Raw genomic sequence first — 19,837 nt, forward strand, 5'->3', positions numbered from 1 at the left:
TATATTTATAAAAATTAATACTGTACTTTTAAAATAACTACAAGTTACTATATTTAGAATATAGATATCATAATAATAATTGATAATGTTATACTAACTTAAATATATTATATTAAAACAAAAAAAAAGAAGGATATATGAAAAAAAAAGAACCTTTAAAAATTGTTATATCTCATATTATCGAAAGAGAAATTTTATCAGGAATATGGAAAGAAGGAGTATTACTCCCTTCCGAAATTAAATTATGTGAAAGGTTTAATGTTAGTAGAATTACTATCAGAGCCGCTATACAAATATTGGAAACAAGAGGATTTGTTAAATCAATCAAAGGAAAAGGGACAAAAGTTATTTCCTCAAATCCTAATACTACTTTAAATTTTAACTCGTTTACATCAGATAGTCCAACCAATGAAGACATTCTTGCGGTTATTGAATTAAGAAAAGTTTTTGAAAAAGGTATTACTGGTATAGCTGCTGAACGTATTACTGATTTAGAGATTAAAGAATTGGAAAAAGTATATAAAAATATGATTAGCAATGCAGGAAATATTGATGAATTCTCTAAAACTGATTTTCAATTTCATATTTTGCTAGGAACTGCGACAAAAAACCCTTTTATAATTAAAACTTATAAATCTATGCAAACTTATCTAAGTAACACAATGGAACATATTGTTTCAATTAGAGGCTCAGCAGCTGGTATAAGGTATCATAAACAACTATTAGAAGCTTTAAAAGCTCACGATAAAACTCGTGCCGAGCAAATAATGGAAGAACATATTCAAGATACTATTGATGCTATTGCTATTTTTTACTCTGAACACGAAAAAGAAGATTTATAACATTTATTTTATCATAGAGTTTTTAAAAATTAAGTTAAGTGTTTCAATTAATCGTACGAATACAAAATTGTACCTAATTATCCCAAAAAAAAGATCTTAAGCTGATTGCTTTAAATAGACAAATCGAATTTAACTAACTCTTTTAAAAAATTAGAATTAATTAAATATGCTTATATTCTTACGATATAGATATTGTTTAAAATTTAAATCGTGTAAATCTAAGCATAAATAAGGAATATCATAAAAATCGATAACGTCAATTGTCTTATTACTTTTTATTGAAATTTATTCTAATTTATCTTTTCTATATACTTGGTATATCTAAATTAAGAACCACGTTACCATTTCTGATACACTACGATTTGCCCAAGCAAAATAAGGTATTAATACCAAAGTAATTAAATTTGTTTTATCGATATACTCTCTGTATAAAGTTGGAATATCATTTTTTTTGAATGCTTCAACTTCTATTATTGGAATAATATTCTTATCAATTATAACTTTCTTAACAATAATTTTACCATTTCTATTAATCTTGACATCACTCAACTGAACACTATTATTATCTATGCCTTCGGCACAATAAACTAAAGGCCCTCTCATTATTGCTACCCTACCAGCACAATCAACAACATTACTATTAGCCTCAATAAAAACAACTTCCATTTCCATATTAAATACAATTTTATCACTTTTTATCCATTTCTTTTTTACAATTGCATAACCATTTCTTTCAATAATTTGAATTTGTTCATTGTTTATAAATAAACTAAACTTTTTACACCAAGATGGAATCCTAAAAGCTAATTCTAGTTCAACATCCTTTTCAATTGATATTTCTATTTTCCCATCATATGGATAGTCCGTTTTTTGAATTACTTTGATATCTTTATCTTTTACTTTTACTGTAGCTTCACAATCCATATAATTTTGAAAATAAAGAGTTGTTGAACTAACAGAATATATGAAGTTCGTTATTGATCCAATTATCCTTAATAAATTGGGAGGACAACATGAACAATCAAAAACTTTTACTCGGTGAAGCAGAGGAAGATGTTCTTGTAGTGTTTTAGGCCTTGAGTCATTAAACTGATTTCTAGGTGGATTTACTGCCAATGGGTTTTCGTAAAAAAACTTATCACCGGATAATGACATTCCTGATAAAACAGTATTATAGAGAGCTCTTTCAAAAGTATCTCCATAACGGCTATTTTCATCTATTTGCCAAAGTCTTTCACAAAATAACATTAGGGCAATGGAAGCACATGTTTCACTATAAGCTGTATATGAAGGTAAATCATAATCAAAGGTAAAAGTTTCTCCTCTCCAACTAGAGCCAACACCTCCTGTTATATACATCTTTCGATTTACGATATTATCATAGAGATCTAAACATACTTGATATAATTGTTTGTCACTACTTTGCTTAACTAAATCTGCCATAGCACAATAAAGATATAAAGCACGAACACTGTGTCCCACAGCTATGTGAACTTCTCTAACAGGTCTATGGGATTGCATGTGTTCTTGGTCTGCAAAATCATAAGTTTCATCCCTTTTACTTTTTCCTCTTGTATCAATAAAATATTCACTTAACTTTTTATATCTTTCCTCATGTGTATATTCATATAATTTAATAAGAGCCAACTCAATTTCTTCATGACCAGGAGTATCAAAAGCTCCAGAATGTTCAATTCGGAATACTCTATCGATTAAATCTATATATTTTATTGCTATTTTTAAAAGTTTATCTTTACCTGTAGCAATATCATACGCTATTGCCGCTTCTACAAGATGCCCAGCACAATATAATTCATGATCTGTTCTTCTTGTAAACCTTTTTGAAGGTTCAACTACTGTAAAATATACATTTAAATAACCATCATCACTTTGAGCTTTTTCCATTAAATCTACTAATTCATCAATCAACATTTCAACTTTATTGTTCCTCTTTTTAGCCAAAAAATATGAACACCCTTCTATCCACTTTGTAATATCAGATTCCCAGAAAATATGAGGTTTAAATTCTTGACCTTCTTTCCAATTTAACTTTAAAGATTCAAAACGACCTGTTTCTTTAAATCTATCATATATAGCCTCTAAAGTAACTTTTTCAACTAGATTTTGTTTCTTTAACCAAAATCCATCTGTAATATCAACTCGTCTAAAATCTACATTTTTTATTATATTTTTATCCATAATTTTTCTTATCCTTTTATTCCTGTTAGAGAAATACCTTCTATTAGATACTTCTGTCCAATACTGTAAATTAAAATACATGGAGCAATTACTATCGTAGAAGCAGCCATTAATAAGTTCCATTTTGAAACGTAATCTCCTCTAAATTGCAACAAACCTAAAGCAAGTGTAAAATGAGCCTTATCATTTAAATATATAATTGGGCCAAAAAAATCATTCCAGTTATATAAAAAGGAAAATAAAGCAACAACTATAATTGCCGATTTAGACAATGGCAAAATGATTAAATAATAAATTTGGAATTTGCTCGTTCCATCTATTTCAGCAGCTTCATCTAATTCATAAGGAATACTCATAAAAAACTGTCTCATAAGAAAAATATTATAAGCACCTCCTCCTAAAAAAGAAGGAAGGATTAGAGGAACAAAAGTATTTACTAAATTTAGATTTCTCCATATTAGAAATTGTGGAATTAAGGTAACAGTAGCAGGTAACATTAAGGTTGATAATATAACCATAAACCAAAAATTTCTTCCATTCCATTTCAATCGAGCAAAAGAATATGCGGCTAATGAAGAAGTTAAAACTGTTCCAATCAATGATGAAATTGCAATAATAAAAGTATTCTTCGTGTAAACAGGAAAGTTAGCAAAACTCCAAGCATTTTTATAATTTTCCCATAACATTTTTTTTGGCCAAATAATAAATGGATCTAAAATATATATTGATGTATTTTTCATAAATGAAGATCGCACCATCCAAAAAAGTGGGACAAAACATACAAATGCTATAAATACTAAAATTATATAAAAAAATATATTTTTTATAGTTTTGTTATTATTTATCATTCATTTCCTCCAGCATAATAAACCCAATTTTTTGAAGTCTTAAACACGATTGTCGTTAAAATAATAACAACTAAAAATAATATCCAAGCCATAGCCGAGGCTATACCCATATCCATATACTTAAAGGCTTGTCTCCACAATTCGTATACATAAAATAAAGAAGAATTATTCGGACCACCTTCAGTAATGATATAAGCTTGCCCGAATACTTGAATGGCTCCAATAATTCCCATGACAAGATTAAAAAATAAAGTTGAACTTATCATTGGAATTGTAACATTCCAAAATTTATGCCAACTATTTCCTCCATCTATATCTATTGCTTCATAATAGATTTTAGGAATATTTTGTAATCCTGCCAAAAAAATAACTTGTGTTGGTCCTGTAGCCCAAATACCCATAAAGACAATTGAAGGTATAACACTTTGCTTTCCCCAAAAAAACTTACTAGTTGGTAGGTGCAAAAAATCTAAAATAATATTAAATAATCCAAAATCTGGATTCATCAATAATATCCAGACAAAACTTGACGCTACTGCAGGCAAAATGCTTGGCAAATAAAAAATAGCTCGAAAGACTGTCCTTCCTTTAATATTTCTATTTAACATTAATGCTATTAGAAATGCAAAGATTAAATTTGCAGGAACTGCTAGTATCGCATAAATTGTAGTTGCTTTAACAGAAGGCCAAAACGTACCTGCTGTGCCATTAAAAAGATTTATATAATTTTGAATTCCAATAAATTTAGGTGTATCTATTATACTATATTCACATAAACTATAATAACCACTCAAAATCATAGGAATCAAATTAAAGATTATAAAACCTAATATTGCTGGCAGGGCAAATGATACTCCATTTATTCTGTTTTTATTTATTTTAGTCATAAAACTCCCTTTAAAATAAGAATTGCCTCTTGATAAATAGAGGCAATTTACAATTCTTATTTTTTATTGAACGCCATAAAACCCTTGAACTTCACTATTTGCCTTATCCTTAATTGAGCCAATTGCTTGTTCAGCTGTCTTTTCACCAGACCACAAATCATCAAGCGCAGGTGAAATTATGTCATTAATTTTACTAAAATTCTTAACATACACGGTTACAGGAGTTTTTGCAGTTCCATCAATCATTGGTTTAACAATACTTTCAAAATAATTAGAAGGATGATTCTCTGTTATTATTGAATTAAGATATTCTTCATTATATTCTTTCATATTAGTTGGCAACCATAAACCAGATTTAAATAAAGGTTCACATGCACCAACTTCAGTTAAAATATATTTAATGAATTCAAATGCTGCATCAGCTTTATCGGTATTCATTAATGAAATTGCTCCATAGGTAGCAACGGTTGCAGGTGTTTTACCCATTTTAGGCAAGGCTGCAACATTGTATTCTATGCCATCCGCCATTAGTGAAGCATTAGACCACTGACCATCAAAACTCATTGCTACTTTATTTGTTGCAATTGATTCAGACAATCCTGGCATTGTTTCACTTGCAATTGGGGATGGAGCTACATGATATACATAAGTCAAATCAGATAACTTCTGTAAAACATCTAATCCTTCTTTTGTAGCATAACCAATTGAATTACCATCATCTGTTAAATAGCCTACACCTTCACTGTACATGAATGGCATTATCATAGCCCACCATTTTGAAAATTGAACGCCATAACTTTGAATATTTTCACTATCGAAATTTGGACTTAAGGCATTATTTCCATTCTTATCAATTGTTAGCTGTTGAGCAGCTTTAACAAAAGTATCCCAATCCCATGCATTTTCATAACTTGCGGGGGGTGGAGTTACTCCATATTTTTCAAATAGCACAGGATTGTAGAACATACATACGTTCTCAGATCCGATACCATATCCTGCCATGTAATTTTCTGATAAATTATATTGGAATTGATTCCCAACACAATCTTTATCAAAATTTGAATCTTTATTAATATAATCATTTAAATTTAAAATTATTCCTTTCTCAGCTAGCGGAAATAATAAAGTGTCACTATTCATCATACAAATTTCTGGAACATCATTTCCAGCTATCATTGTTGTGATTTTAGTATCATACTCATCAGGAATATTCATAACTGTAACATTAATATTTGGGTGAGATTCATTAAATTTTTCTGCAATTTCTTCATAAACTTTTAATGTATCTCCACCATCCCACTCCGTAAAACGGATTTCAATAGGTTCTTTTTCATCAGCCTTACTAGCTTTTTCATTGTTACCGCCCGCAAATAACATAGTACTGCATAGTAAACAAACCCCCACTATACAAAAACGTAATTTGTTTATCATATAAACCTCCTTGATAAAACAATTGAACTTATATCCTATTTTAAGTTGGAAAAAGAAATACACAATTGTACAATTCAATAATAATTGTACTATTCCACAATTAGCTTTCTTTTTTTTAAATATTTGAAAAATGTGTTAACTATTATTTAATTTAAAATTATATATTTACTATTTATTGGACTATTTTTCATTGGGAAGGATAAGTGTAATTGTAGTGCCACCAGTTAAAGAAGATTGAATTTTTATTTCAAAATTATCTTGATAATATAGTCTTAATCTTTTATTTACATTTGCTAAACCAACATGATTTTCACACTCATTATTTAAATACTTATATAAATCTTCTTCACTCAGACCTTTCCCATTATCACTTATTTTTATTTTTATTTTATTTTCTAAAGGTGTAATTACTATCTCTAGCAAGCCTTTTTGATTAATATCTTTAAAACCATGAATAATAGAATTTTCAACTATAGGTTGTAATATAAACTTAGGAATTCTAGAATCTACCAAATCTTCAGAAATATCCATATTTGTCCTAAATTTCGATTTAAACCTTACCGACATTATATATAAATAATTTGATAGCCAATTTATTTCATCTGAAATATATGATTTCTCTGTTACTAGACTTAATGAATATTGTAACATTTCAGATAAACTAATAATTAGTTCACTAGTTTCTTCATCATCATTTTTTAAAGCAAAAGAATTTATGGTGTTTAAAGTATTATACAAAAAATGTGGATTAATTTGCATTGATAAAAGAGCTAACTGTGCTTCTTTTTCCTTGATAGTTATTTCGTAATTTTCAAAAATTAACTTACTTATCTTTTTTTCCATTGAGTTAAAATTTTCTGTTAAAATTTTTAATTCTTTACCATTTGGAATAGGTGTGTCTGCACTAAAGTCACCTTTTGCTACACGTTTAGAAGCTAATACTAATTTATAAATTGGCTTTGTAACTGTATCTGAAAATTTTATCGCTGAAACTACTGCTACAAAAAGCAAAATCCAAAAAATCAATGAAATTAAATCCCTAATTTCATTTAGAGAATTAGACAAAATTACTTCCATAGGGATCAAAGAAAAGGAAAGAAAACCTTGATTATTTATTGTGTCATAGCATAATAAATAATCACTACCTTCAAACTCCACTTCTTTATATCCTGATCCATTTTCAAGATTTTTAATAAAGAAAGGAACTTCTTCACCTATTTTAAATTTAGAAGTGTTAGATGAAATAATTTTATTTTCAACATTACTCATTACATAAAGACTTCCTTCATACGGCAAACTATCTTTGTATATATCTCTTATTGAAGATTCTTTAATATGCACAATCAAAATTGGTGGCGTCAAATTTGATGGCAAACTATAGTATGAGCCTAAATATGAATATTGAAAATTCATTTCTCTTAACATTGTAAACATATATTTATAATCATATTCATCTTTTTCAATTAAATATTTAGAATTAATAGCCTTACCATAATCATATCCTGTTACCCAAACAGGATAGCCATTACTTTCATGGGCTAGCTTTTCCCAATCTGTATTATTGAAGGCACTTACATTACTATTAATTTCAGGATTAGAAGCTCCTAATAACCAATTATTAACATAAAAATATTTTTCATAAACATTTGGTTGAGTTATAAATTGTTTAGAAATTTCATTTGTAACTATCCTGTTATTTTTTAAGTAATCTGAAACTTTAAAATCATATACATTTAAAAAAATATTATAATATGACTCATCATTTATCATTAGTTGTGATGTAGTTTCAACAGTACCTAATATTGATTCAATTAGTTGATTATTTGCAACCACAATTGCGTAGGTACTTTTAAATGTGTCATTGATTATTTGGGATTCATAATGTTTTCTCATAGTTTGAGATATAAAAACTAAAGGTATTAAGGCAAACATTAATAATAAAATTAAAAGCTTATTTCTAAATCTGATATTTTTAATATTATCCTTAATTTTAGTTAACATTTTTATTAAACTTCCTATACTGTTCAGGGCTCAAAGAATATTTCTTTCTAAATACCCTATTGAAATAACAGCTATCATTAAAACCGCAAATTTTAGAAATATCTAACACTTTTAGGTCTGACTTTAATAACAATTCACTTGCTTTCTCAATTTTTAGATAATTAATGTAATTAGTATAATTAAGACCTGTTCTTTCTTTAATCTTTAAGGAAAGATAATTTGCTGAAAGATGTACTTTCTTTGCCATAGTTTGTAAAGAAATATCACTATCTAAATGTTCTTGGATATATATGATTAAACTATCTAGTATGTCATAATTATTTTTTTTATTTTTCGAATATTCACAATTAAAAACTAAGATTTGCTCTGTAATTTTAAATAATTTTTTTAAGCTATCACATTCGTTAAACATCATATTATTTTTATTTATATAATAATAATATTCATTTTGATTCATTATAGAGTACAAGTCCTTATTCAATCTCTGGACTAAAAGTCTTACAGATTCTTTTAACTTCAAGGGATTACACTTGAGAAATCTTTCAATTTCTTTGAACTGTTCATCTAAAATTTTCTTTATTTTATCAATTTCACTCTTTTGAACAGCCACATGAAGCTTGCTCTCTAAAATCTCTAAAGGTGGAATTAAATATGTTAAGTTTTTTGAATAATCACTATAAGCAAATATTTTACTTTCAATTGGATAATAAAATAAAAAGGACAAAAACGTTCTAGCTTCTTCATATGAAGTTATAATATTAGTAATTAATGGATTAAAAATCCTTGAAATACCACACCAAAAAACTACGCCTATTTTTTTCTCCTCATTTATTAGATTTTCTAAAATTATATAAATTTCTTTTTCACTTCTATTAACTTCAAATATAACAAAGATTTTTTCATTTTTCGTTTCGGTTGCTTCTATTGGGACTAGATATGAATTAGCAAAAATATGCTTTATCTTAATTAATAGGTTTTCTTCTTGGATAGAGCTAATATAACCACTTTTTCTACTACTTTTATTTAATTTCCACCTTATAAGGATTGTTATTCCATTAGTACTTAAACAATTTAATAATTCTTTATCTAACGATTCAATTTTTTGTGATTTCTGCAACACTAAATTAATCTGTCTATTTCTTTTGTTAATTAAATATTGATTTTCTAGTTCTTTATATTGTTTTAAAGTGTTTTCTTTTTTAAGTTTTTCACAAAGCCTAAAGTTTATATCATTAATGAGTTTTACTATATTTTTAATACGAAATGGTTTTGTAATGTAATCTCTAACATCACATTGTATCGCAACTTTTGCATATGAAAACTCTTGATAGGCACTGATTAACACTATTTCAATTGGAATTTGCAAATCTTTGATTTTTTTTATTAGGGATATACCATCTAATATTGGCATTTTTATATCTGTTATTAAAATATCAATGTCTTTTTCTTTTATAATAGTTAAGGCTTCACATCCATTTGAACATGTAATAATATTAACTTTTGGAAAATTTTTTCTAAGATAGTCTTCTAAAATATCAAGTTGATTAGGTTCATCATCAGCAATTAAAATATTTCTTATTATAAACATATAACCTCTTAAAATATAATTAATTTAAATTATTAAGTCGAACTTTATCTGATTGCTATTTCTTTAGAAAACTAAACCCATTCATAAAAATGGCTTATATTATAGTTGTTAGTCTCAATATTTAGTACTCTTGAAAAAAGTTTTGTAAAGCAAAATATTTTTTAATTAAACAAAAAAAATCAAGCATTGATACACAATTATTGCATGAAATATTGGTTAATGCAATTAATAAAAACAACTAGTTTTTATTTGAAACGATAGATTTAATTGAATTATCTAATGCAACACCAACAACTTTTTTTATTGGTTAATTAATTGCAGTAAATATTTCAATTGAATTTAGAAAGGATATTCTTTACTATTAAAGTTGTAATTGATTCAAAAGGACAAAGCTAACACAGAAGGGAAATAAAACTGTTTTAATAATTATTTTTAAAATTATGTAATTTTAGAAAAATCAAAATATAATACAATATATGCACAAAATTTAACTGATCTCAATTACTGTGGAATGTTATATTCAACTATATCAATGGAAAGTGGTATCTTCTTTAAAATCTTAATAATTATAATTGAATATAAATTATTTTTTTGTTCTATTTAGAACTTTATAATGACTTAAATTTTTGCAAAGGATAAGTCAAAAATTAATTTTATCCAAAATAGTAATACTTTAATCTTTTGAAATAAAGATTTTTCGGATAAAGCTAAAGGGGTTGGCAAGACAAGCTTAATAGCAATTTATAAATATTCGACCAAATTAGAAATTATAAGAAAAGTATATCATATAAATAAACCTGAGTTATCAAAATAAATTAATCTCATAACTACCTCAGAGTTCCAAGGTTTAAAGATATTTTATAAAGAACCGACGATAAAGAATCACAATTTAAAGTTGTATTCACATTAATAAACTTTATACTGAGACGAGTTACTAGACAACAGAAAAATAATTTCACGAATCCTTGTTAGTTTATTCCCAAAGGAATAATATATTAATTATGGGTAGAAAAAGAAGGACAATTAGCAAAGACACAAAATTAAAGGTTGCATTAGAAGCAATACAAGAGGAAGCTACAGTACAAGAAATTGCAGCAAAATATCAAGTTACACCAAGTATGGTTTCATTGTGGAAAAAAAGTTTATTACGGCATGATTTATCTCCTTTTGAAGAATCAAAGAAAAATACAAAAACTGAAAAAGAATTAGAAGAAGCAAAAGATAAAATAGAGTTCATTACCAAAGCTTATGGTAAATCTCAGCTTGAATTAGAGCTTTTAAAAAAAAAGATGAATTTATTGGATTAGATCTTTGCGAACTTATTACTCCAGGTCTTAAATATTTTTCATTTGGACATACTATTGAATGTTCAATAAGTAAGCAATGTAATATATTAGATATAAGTAGAAGTCATTATTATGATTGGTTAAATCATCATATAGAAAGAGAAATAAAATATAGAGAAGAGAGAAAAATTGATTATGAAAGAGCAATGATTATACTTAAAGCTTGGTCCCCAGTTCCATTTTTAGGATATAGAAAAATATCTGTTATATTAATAAAAAAAGGATATAAGTGGGCAACAGAGAGCATTGTAAGGCGTTTAATGAAGGAATTAGGGATATATAGTGCTATAGCAGTAAAGAATACTTCTAGAGCTAAAAAAGGTAAAAATCATAAGAAATACCCTTATCTGTTGAGAAACATGGTTATCCAATATGTAAATCAAGTATGGGCTACAGATATTACTTATATAGCATTACCCCATGGATTTGTTTACCTTTGTGCAATAATAGATCTTTACAGTCGTAAAATACTTTCATGGAAATTAAGTAATACAATGGACGTATATTTTTGCATTGAATGTTTAGAAAAATCCATAGAAATTTATGGAGTACCATCAATTTTTAATAGTGACCAAGGTAGCCAATTTACCTCAAATGAATTCCTTGCAGTATTAAAAAGAGAACATATTAGAATTAGTATGGATTCTGTTGGTCAAGCAATGGATAATATATATATGGAGAGAACTTGGAGAACTCTAAAATATGAACATATTTTTCTTCATGATTACTCTACCATGAGTGAATTGGAAGAAGGATTGGATTGGTTTATTAATTATTTTAATATTACAAGGCCACACCAATCGTTGGGATATTATGCACCAAATGAAATTTATTACAATGCATTTACTGGTGCAGCGAAAAAAGAGGAAAAACTACTGAAATATTCGTGAAATATTTTAGAAAGTGTCTTGATTCGCATCTCACTATACTTGTATAGTTAAACTAAATGGAGTAATCCTCTGATTGAATATAATTAATAGCTTCTCAGTACACTCTCAATACAAGTGTAAAATTAATATCACAGAGTTGTACTGATAATAAGGAAAACTGTTTTCACTGTTTAATCAACTTCATAATGACATAATGGCTTCTGCTATTTCATTTATACAATCTTCTGCTTGAGGATACTCCCCTAAGTGTTCATAAAACGAATGCCCCATCCCTTGATAACGATAGAATATTGTATCAACTCCATTTTCTTCTAACTTTTTTGCAAATTTTTCAGCTTGTAATCTTAAATAATCAAACTCAGGAGATACAATCAAGGTCATAGGAAATCTGCTAAAATCTTTTGCTAAAATTGGAGATACTAATTCATTTTGCATTTCTTCTTCACTATTAATATAAGAATAAATACATATTTCATTTAAATCCTTTATATCATTTATTAGATGCAATTGAGCTTTTTTATACTTTTCACTAATATTATATAAATCAAAACTCCACTTATCATCTTTGTTTTTTAATTCTACTAAAGGATATAATAATACTTGCAATGCAATATTTATATTTCTATTAGATAAACAACACGCAGCTGCTAAATTACCACCAGCACTATCTCCCATGACAACAATCTTATTAGGATCCACTTTTAATTCTTCACTATTTTCAGATATATAATCTAAAATCATATTACACTGGTTTAATGCTATGGGAAATTTAGCTTTTGGAGATAAATCATAATCAACATTAACCACAGTAGCACATGCCCTATCAGCTAATAATTTACAAGAATTCCTAACAACATCAATACACCCACCAAAAAAACCACCACCATGAATATTTAAAATTATTGGACCATTGTTAGGAATATTTTTTTTACGATATATTTCAACTTTAACACTATTAAAAGTACTTTTTTTCATTTCTATATTTTGACTTAAATCGATATTTTCACAACCAAAACTATTTCTTATTGCTTCTAATTCCGGATCTGTCAAATGCCTTTTATTTTGAAAAGACAAAGGTTTGCTTTTCATATTTTCTTCAACAACTTTTAATTGACGTGGATCAATTGCTCCTATTTCTTTAGTTTCTGGGATATATTTTATATACATATTATATAAATCATTATTAATATTTATTTTTTGATGGCGTAAATTTAAAATACATTTTTTATAGTCCATAATTATTCCTCATTATTTAATTTTTCTAACCGGTATTCACTAATTGATTTACCTGTATATTTTTTAAATACTTTACAGAAGTATGTAGTATTTGGATATCCTATTGAATTTGCAATTTCTTGTACTTGCATCCTGGTATTAACAAGCTCTATAGCTTTAGACATTCTTATATTTGTTATCACATTTATAAAAGTAATTCCTAATATATTCTTAAACAATCTGCTTAAATAAAACGGACTAATGCCTATTTCATCAGCCACTAAATTTAAAGAAATATTTTTATTAAATGCATTTTTTTTAATGAAAGAAATAGCTCTTTCAATATATGGGTTAGATTTTTGGGAAGACAAATTTGAATTTGATGTAAAAATTTCTAATATAACTTTTTTGAAGGATTCAAAATTATCATGATTTTGTAACCGACTTTTAAATGATACCAATGTACAAAATAATGAATTCGATATTGATGGGTAATTTGTAGCAGTTTTGCAAATTAATTCATATAGATTAAAATAGGAACTAATATCTTCATTTTCTAAAGTTAAATAGTAATCTTCTAAAGTTTGTGAATTTCCTACTATTAAAATGTTTAATATATCTTTTGCAATATCTTCTGTATGAGTATCAATTATTATTTCATTTTTATCGTTTCTATAATAATATACCCCGCTTTCTGTCACATTTTGCAGAATTTTAAGACTGTTATGATATGATTCTATGATTAAAGAAAAGGAAGGACACAATTCACTAATTCCAATAATCAAATTTAATCCAAAGTTTTTAATGCAATAATTATTGAAGTTCTCCATAATTTTCATTATCCACTCTTCACTATCAAGGCTCTCTAAACTTTCTGGAATACCTACAAGTAGACAACCATTATTTTGAGTTATCATTGATATACAATGACATAATTTACCAATTGTATTTTCTATAGTTGTTTTTGTTATTTGATTTGAATTAAAGAGTTCTTTAAATAATTGAAATTTATCTGAGGTTGCTATAAAACTTACTATAAAATAACCTTTGAATGTCACTTTTTTCAAGTTACACCAGGTATTAAAGCTTTCTAGAGATGGTGTATTTAAAAAAATTGAATAGATAATTTCGTTTTCTAAAATTGGAATCATTTTTTCTTCCATTTTAGATAATGACTCGATTTTTCTCTGTCTTTCATTCATTGAATCAATATCATTTATGATTTTCTTAATTTTTTCTATGCTTTTTTCCCTTTTATCAGATTTTAATAAATATCCACTAATCCTCAAATCAATGGCCATTTGCATAAAATTAAAATCATCATATGCTGTGTATAAAATAAAACGAGTGTTGGTTCCCTTTTCTAATAAAAATCTTATAGCTTCGATACCATTAATTATAGGCATATCGATATCAACTATTGCTAAATCTGGCTTATATTGTTCAACGATATAAATTAATTCAGCTCCATTTTGAGCTGAAGCTACTAATTGAACATCATAAATTTCGCTCATAATTAAAAATTCAAGCGATTTTCTAGCAATATCTTCATCATCTGCTGTAACTATTGTATGCATTACCTACTCCTTAAGTAGAGGAAGAGAAAATGATACCTTTGTTCTATCCCAATCACTTTCTATTAATAAATTAACATTCCCATTAAAGAAATAAGATAATCTTTGATATACATTTCTAAGCCCAATATTATCACTTATTTCCTTTTCTTCACATTTTTTTATAATTTTATCTATTTGTGTTTGAGAAAATCCAATACCATTATCTATCACACTTAATAAAAGTCTGTCTCCTTTTTTTTGAACTTCAATTATTATAGTTCCCTTTGAATCTGTCTTGTTTATTCCATGAACTATTGAATTTTCTACAATTGGCTGAAGAACCATTGATGGAATAGATAAAGATAAAAGGCTTTCATCTATGTTATATTCAAACTTAATTCTTGATCCAAATCTATTTGTTTGAATAAATGCATAGTTTTTTAAGTTTTCTATCTCCATAGCTAAAGAAACATTATGTGTTTGGCTACTTAAATAATACCGATATAATTCAGCAGTTGCTTCTATTAATTGAGCAGTTTTAGTATAATTTTCATTGATAGCTGTAGATTTAATCATATTTAAAGTATTAAATAAGAAATGTGGATTTACACGTGATTGTAATAATTTTAGCTGACTGCTCTTCAATTGACTTGTCACTTTTAATCTTTGAATCTCAACATTTTTCAACTCTTCTCTTATTTTTGAAGCTTCTTCTTTTTCTTTCATTTGATGTTGAATTGTCTCTATCATTTCATTAAACGCTATAGCAAAAAATGAAAGTTCATCGTTCGATTTTACATCTACTTTTTCATTAGAATAAGGATTGTTCTTAATAGATTTTGCGAATCTAGTAAGTTTACTCATTTGAATAGAAATTTCTTTAAATTCTCGATTAATTTTTAGTCCTAACATTATAATCAACAATAGTAATATAATATTTAAAATAAGTGCATTTTTAGCAAATATATCCATTTCTTTTTGTGATTGAGAAATAAATTCTATTTCTTGATTATATAGATTTTTAAAGCTTTCATTTATAAAGGAATATAAATCTTGTAAAGCTTCCAATTCTAGTGAACTATTTTCATTGTCAGTTTCCAGAGATGTTAATAACACTATTGATTTTTCTAAGTAAGTATCTACAAGATAATAAAAATCTAATTGATCACGAGTTATTGGTTGTCTAGTCTTATAATTACTATTTTTTTTTGATAATTCATCAATTAAACTATGGATTAATTTAAAATCCTCAATCTGTTTAAACATATAACCACTTGATAATTGATTATTTAGATCATCAATTTCTAGAAAAAAATTATTTTGTTCAATTTGAAATTCAATAATATGTTTATATCCATCACTTATTTTATTATATCCAAATAAACTAAAAGACAATATTGCAAGAAAAAATAAGAATAGCGTTAGAAATGCTAACTTAATTTTATATACCATGGGCTTATATTTACTACTTAACACTAGATGCCTCTATAAATTTTGTATCTGTATAAATTTTCTTTGGAATATAATTATCATTTTTTTTATATGAATCTATTTCCTCTATCACTCTATATCCCATTTGGTATTTCTGTTGAACAAGTATTCCTTTAAAAATATTATTTTTTAATCCTGCTAAGGCTTGTGGTGTATCATCAAAAACAAAAATATCTTTGCTAGAGGTATCTTTAACATATGAATTTAAAGCCATCCCGGCTGTGCCTTCTAAACAAACAATTGTATCAATTTTTGAGTTGTTTAAATATTCATCATAAATCTTCTCAACTATGGAATAATCAAATTTATCATATTTAATATCTACTATATTCATATTTTTTTCTTTTGATATAACGGATTGTATTCCTTCTAACCTATTCTTTAAATTATAAAATACTGTATCGCCACTAATTATGCCTATATTTGCAGCTCCATTTGTTATTCGAGAAATATTTTCTGCATATAATATTCCTGCATCTTTATTATTAGAGCCTACATAAGTGATATTTGTTAATTCTTTCATATCTGTATCAACTAAAATCACAAATATCCCACTTTCTATAGCTTTATTTATTGTTTCATAATATCTTTGATCTTCTACTCCACTAATTATTATGCAATCAACTTTACTAGCAATTGCTATTTTTAATAACTTCAACATTTGAGTTGTATCATAATTCAAACTAGGATAAATAATTTTTACATCAATATTCTTATCTTTAGCACCATCTATTATTCCTTCTTCAATAACAGACCAATATGCCCTATCATTCTTATGTGGTATTATACAAGTCACCCTATATAAGTTTTCATCTATTGTATCATCATCATTGCTATTTCTATTACAACTAATAAAAGTTGAGCTAATTTGAATGCAAATTAAAAATATTAATATGCTTTTTAAACTTTTGTTCTTCATAAATTAGCTCTCCTTTTATTTTTTTTATTTCGATTTTTTATATTTTCTTACATCAATTGCAACTGCGCCTACAATGATAAATCCTTTAAATACATTTTGCCAATAAGGACTTATACCGATAAATGTTAAACCATAACTTATTACATTAAAGATTAAAACACCGACTAATAATCCTGGGACGCTTCCTACACCTCCTGAAAGCGAACACCCACCTACTACACAAGAAGCTATAGCATCCATTTCATAACCAGCACCATATGTGCTTGTTGCACTTCCTGTTCTAGCTGCCTCTAAAACTCCTCCTAATGCATAAAGTGCACCTGCTAAAGAGTAAGCCAATATTAGTATTTTATCAACATTTATTCCTGAAACCCTTGATGCTTCACAATTTCCACCTACTGCAAAAAGTTCTTTTCCTAAACAAGTCTTTTTTTGAAAAAAATACACACAAATCAAACACAATCCTGCTATTATCATGATATTTGGAATGCCTAATGATGATCCTCCACCTAAAGCTGAGAAACTTTTGGTAAAGCCTCCAAGTGGTTGTGAATTATTTGGAGGTAAATTGAAATATAAACAATTAAAGCCATACACAGCTAAAGCAACTCCTAAAGTAGCTATAAAAGGAGGAACTTCTAATTTTGCTACGACAAGACCATTTATTAGTCCAAAAATTAATCCTACTATTAAAGCTATCAAAACTGGAATTATGACTGGCAACTGTGGTAAGTTAGGAAAAAATTTATTATAAAAAGTATCACTTTGGGCTAAGGATCCTGCAATAACTGCTGCAAAACCAACTACTCGTCCACCACTTAAATCAGCCCCAGCTACAATTAAAATAAACATACATCCTAATGCTATAATAACTCTTGTGGAACTTTGCATTAATATATCTCTAAAAACAATTAAAGAGAAAAACTTTGGCTCAATTATTATTAATAGACCTAAAATTAGTAACAGCACTATAAATAAGGCTTTTTCTATTAATATTTTTTTTATATCAAATCTTGATAAATTCATCTTTGTATTTATTCCTTTTCTTCATATTTACTAGCAAGTAGCATTATTTTTTCTTCAGTAGCACTAGGTCCATCAATTATTCCTGAAAGATGGCCTTCACACATAACCATAATTCTATCCGACATACCCATTAACTCAGGCATCTCACTACTTATCATTATTATTGTTTTTCCAAGAGAAGAAAGCTCCCTCATTATTGAATAAATTTCAAATTTGGCACCAACATCTATACCTCTAGTTGGTTCATCTAAGATTAAAATATCTGGAGATACCATTAACCAACGTCCAAGTAATACTTTCTGTTGATTTCCACCAGAAAGGTTACTGATATTTGTATCTATTGTTGGTGTTTTTATTGATAAACTATCTACATACGACTGTGTATCAAATCTTCTTTTATTTTCCTTTAAAAAAAACTTAAATTTTTTATATTCTTCAATTTTGTAACGTTGTTTAACAACCATCATATTATCAACTATAGATGCTTTAGAGATGATTCCAGTTTTAGCTCTTTCTTCAGTTAATAAAGTCAATCCTTTTTTAATAGCATCCCTAGAAGACTTAATTATGACTTCTTTTCCATCGATGTTTATTTTGCCTTTTTTTAATGCTCTGAGTCCAAAAATGGATTCAATTAATTCTGTTCTTCCAGCGCCAACTAATCCACCTATACCAAGAATTTCACCTTTCCTAACCGAAAACGTAATATTTTTAAAAGAATGATTATCACTTGAAGTTAAATTTGTAACTTGTAATTTAATATCACCTAATTCCTCATTAGAAGTTTTACTTGGAAATCTATCAACAATTTTTCGACCTACCATTTTATTAACTAAAAATTGCGAATCAATCTCTTTAGTTTCATAGGTTCCAATCAAGTGTCCATCTCTCAAGACAGTAACATAATTAGATAATTCTAAAACTTCCTCTAATTTATGGGAAATATATAAAATAGATACACCTTGATTAACTAACTTTTTAATAATATTAAATAATAAAATCGATTCACTTTCTGTTAGTGAAGATGTTGGTTCATCCATAATAATCAATTTAGAATTATAAGATACAGCTCTAGCTATTTCTATTAATTGACAGGTAGAAACACTTAAGTCTTTTACCATTGATTTTGGATCTATTTCTAAATCTAGAGATTTAAATAGTTCTAGAGTATCATTATACATTTTATCTTCATCTACTATTCTAAAATGTTTATTATTCCCTTTAAATGGTATTCTTCCAATCCAAATATTCTCCATAACATTTTGTGTCGGAACATTTTGCAACTCTTGGTGAATCATAGAAATTCCACTCTCTAAGGCTTCTTTAGTATGTGTGAAATTGCAAGGTTTCCCTTCTAATAAAATTTCTCCTTCATCTTGTTTATAAATGCCAAAAATACATTTCATCAAAGTAGATTTACCTGCACCATTTTCACCCATTACTGCATGTATATGGCCTCTTTCCACTTTCATTGAAACATTATCTAAAGCTTTTACGCCAGGAAAGGTTTTACTAATATTAACAATCTCCAATATTGGAGTCATGAATACCTCCTATTATATAGAAGCCCGTGTGGGCTTCTATATTTTTAACTTTAA

15 protein-coding genes are annotated in these 19,837 nt (G+C 27.2%); 3 read left to right on the forward strand and 12 right to left on the reverse strand.

All coding sequences use genetic code 11. The features are described from left to right. Positions 1-137: 137 nt before the first annotated feature. Complete coding sequence (locus ACZ5SO_RS06335) at positions 138-842, forward strand: FadR/GntR family transcriptional regulator (RefSeq protein WP_464627530.1); 705 nt, start codon at positions 138-140, stop codon at positions 840-842. 321 nt (positions 843-1,163) lie between these two features. Here the strand turns inward: ACZ5SO_RS06335 and ACZ5SO_RS06340 are convergent, their stop codons facing one another. From ACZ5SO_RS06340 to ACZ5SO_RS06365, 6 genes are all read right to left on the reverse strand, one after another. Then, positions 1,164-3,041 carry a glycoside hydrolase family 127 protein gene (locus tag ACZ5SO_RS06340; protein ID WP_464627531.1) on the reverse strand — a complete coding sequence of 626 codons (1,878 nt, stop codon included), beginning with the start codon at positions 3,039-3,041 and terminating at the stop codon, positions 1,164-1,166. 8 nt (positions 3,042-3,049) lie between these two features. Then, entirely contained in the window at positions 3,050-3,781 is a 732-nt protein-coding gene (locus ACZ5SO_RS06345) for a carbohydrate ABC transporter permease (protein ID WP_464627532.1), read from the reverse strand. A gap of 104 nt (positions 3,782-3,885) precedes the next feature. Then, a complete protein-coding gene (locus tag ACZ5SO_RS06350; protein ID WP_464627533.1) occupies positions 3,886-4,776 on the reverse strand; it encodes a carbohydrate ABC transporter permease in 891 nt (296 codons plus the stop codon). A 63-nt stretch (positions 4,777-4,839) separates the two neighbouring features. After that, positions 4,840-6,207 carry an ABC transporter substrate-binding protein gene (locus ACZ5SO_RS06355; protein WP_464627534.1) on the reverse strand — a complete coding sequence of 456 codons (1,368 nt, stop codon included), beginning with the start codon at positions 6,205-6,207 and terminating at the stop codon, positions 4,840-4,842. Between the two features lie 180 nt (positions 6,208-6,387). Further along, the gene (locus ACZ5SO_RS06360; RefSeq protein ID WP_464627535.1) at positions 6,388-8,208 is read right to left on the reverse strand and encodes a sensor histidine kinase; all 1,821 of its coding nucleotides are present in this window, start codon (positions 8,206-8,208) and stop codon (positions 6,388-6,390) included. Further along, on the reverse strand, positions 8,198-9,796 hold the full coding sequence (locus ACZ5SO_RS06365) for a response regulator transcription factor (protein WP_464627536.1): 1,599 nt from the start codon (positions 9,794-9,796) through the stop codon (positions 8,198-8,200). Before ACZ5SO_RS06365 ends, ACZ5SO_RS06360 begins: the two co-directional genes overlap by 11 nt. A gap of 1,001 nt (positions 9,797-10,797) precedes the next feature. Between ACZ5SO_RS06365 and ACZ5SO_RS06370 the strand changes: the two genes are divergently transcribed. Then, complete coding sequence (locus ACZ5SO_RS06370) at positions 10,798-11,103, forward strand: transposase (protein WP_464623952.1); 306 nt, start codon at positions 10,798-10,800, stop codon at positions 11,101-11,103. Positions 11,104-11,156: 53 nt separating this feature from the next. Next, a complete protein-coding gene (locus ACZ5SO_RS06375) occupies positions 11,157-12,032 on the forward strand; it encodes an IS3 family transposase (protein ID WP_464627833.1) in 876 nt (291 codons plus the stop codon). Positions 12,033-12,212: 180 nt separating this feature from the next. Here the strand turns inward: ACZ5SO_RS06375 and ACZ5SO_RS06380 are convergent, their stop codons facing one another. The 6 genes from ACZ5SO_RS06380 to ACZ5SO_RS06405 are packed head-to-tail and all read right to left on the reverse strand — an operon-like array spanning position 12,213 to position 19,783. Further along, positions 12,213-13,268 (reverse strand): alpha/beta hydrolase, encoded by a 1,056-nt coding sequence (locus ACZ5SO_RS06380; RefSeq protein WP_464627537.1) that lies wholly within the window; start codon positions 13,266-13,268, stop codon positions 12,213-12,215. Between the two features lie 2 nt (positions 13,269-13,270). Next, positions 13,271-14,824, reverse strand: coding sequence for a response regulator transcription factor (locus ACZ5SO_RS06385; RefSeq protein WP_464627538.1), 1,554 nt, complete (start codon positions 14,822-14,824; stop codon positions 13,271-13,273). Between the two features lie 3 nt (positions 14,825-14,827). Continuing rightward, positions 14,828-16,255 (reverse strand): sensor histidine kinase, encoded by a 1,428-nt coding sequence (locus tag ACZ5SO_RS06390; protein ID WP_464627539.1) that lies wholly within the window; start codon positions 16,253-16,255, stop codon positions 14,828-14,830. Positions 16,256-16,268: 13 nt separating this feature from the next. After that, on the reverse strand, positions 16,269-17,213 hold the full coding sequence (locus tag ACZ5SO_RS06395) for a substrate-binding domain-containing protein (protein ID WP_464627540.1): 945 nt from the start codon (positions 17,211-17,213) through the stop codon (positions 16,269-16,271). 24 nt (positions 17,214-17,237) lie between these two features. Beyond that, complete coding sequence (gene mglC, locus ACZ5SO_RS06400) at positions 17,238-18,239, reverse strand: galactose/methyl galactoside ABC transporter permease MglC (RefSeq protein ID WP_464627541.1); 1,002 nt, start codon at positions 18,237-18,239, stop codon at positions 17,238-17,240. Positions 18,240-18,247: 8 nt separating this feature from the next. Next, complete coding sequence (locus ACZ5SO_RS06405) at positions 18,248-19,783, reverse strand: sugar ABC transporter ATP-binding protein (RefSeq protein WP_464627542.1); 1,536 nt, start codon at positions 19,781-19,783, stop codon at positions 18,248-18,250. Between the last annotated feature and the right edge of the window lie 54 nt (positions 19,784-19,837).

Source organism: Pleomorphochaeta naphthae, assembly GCF_055396005.1.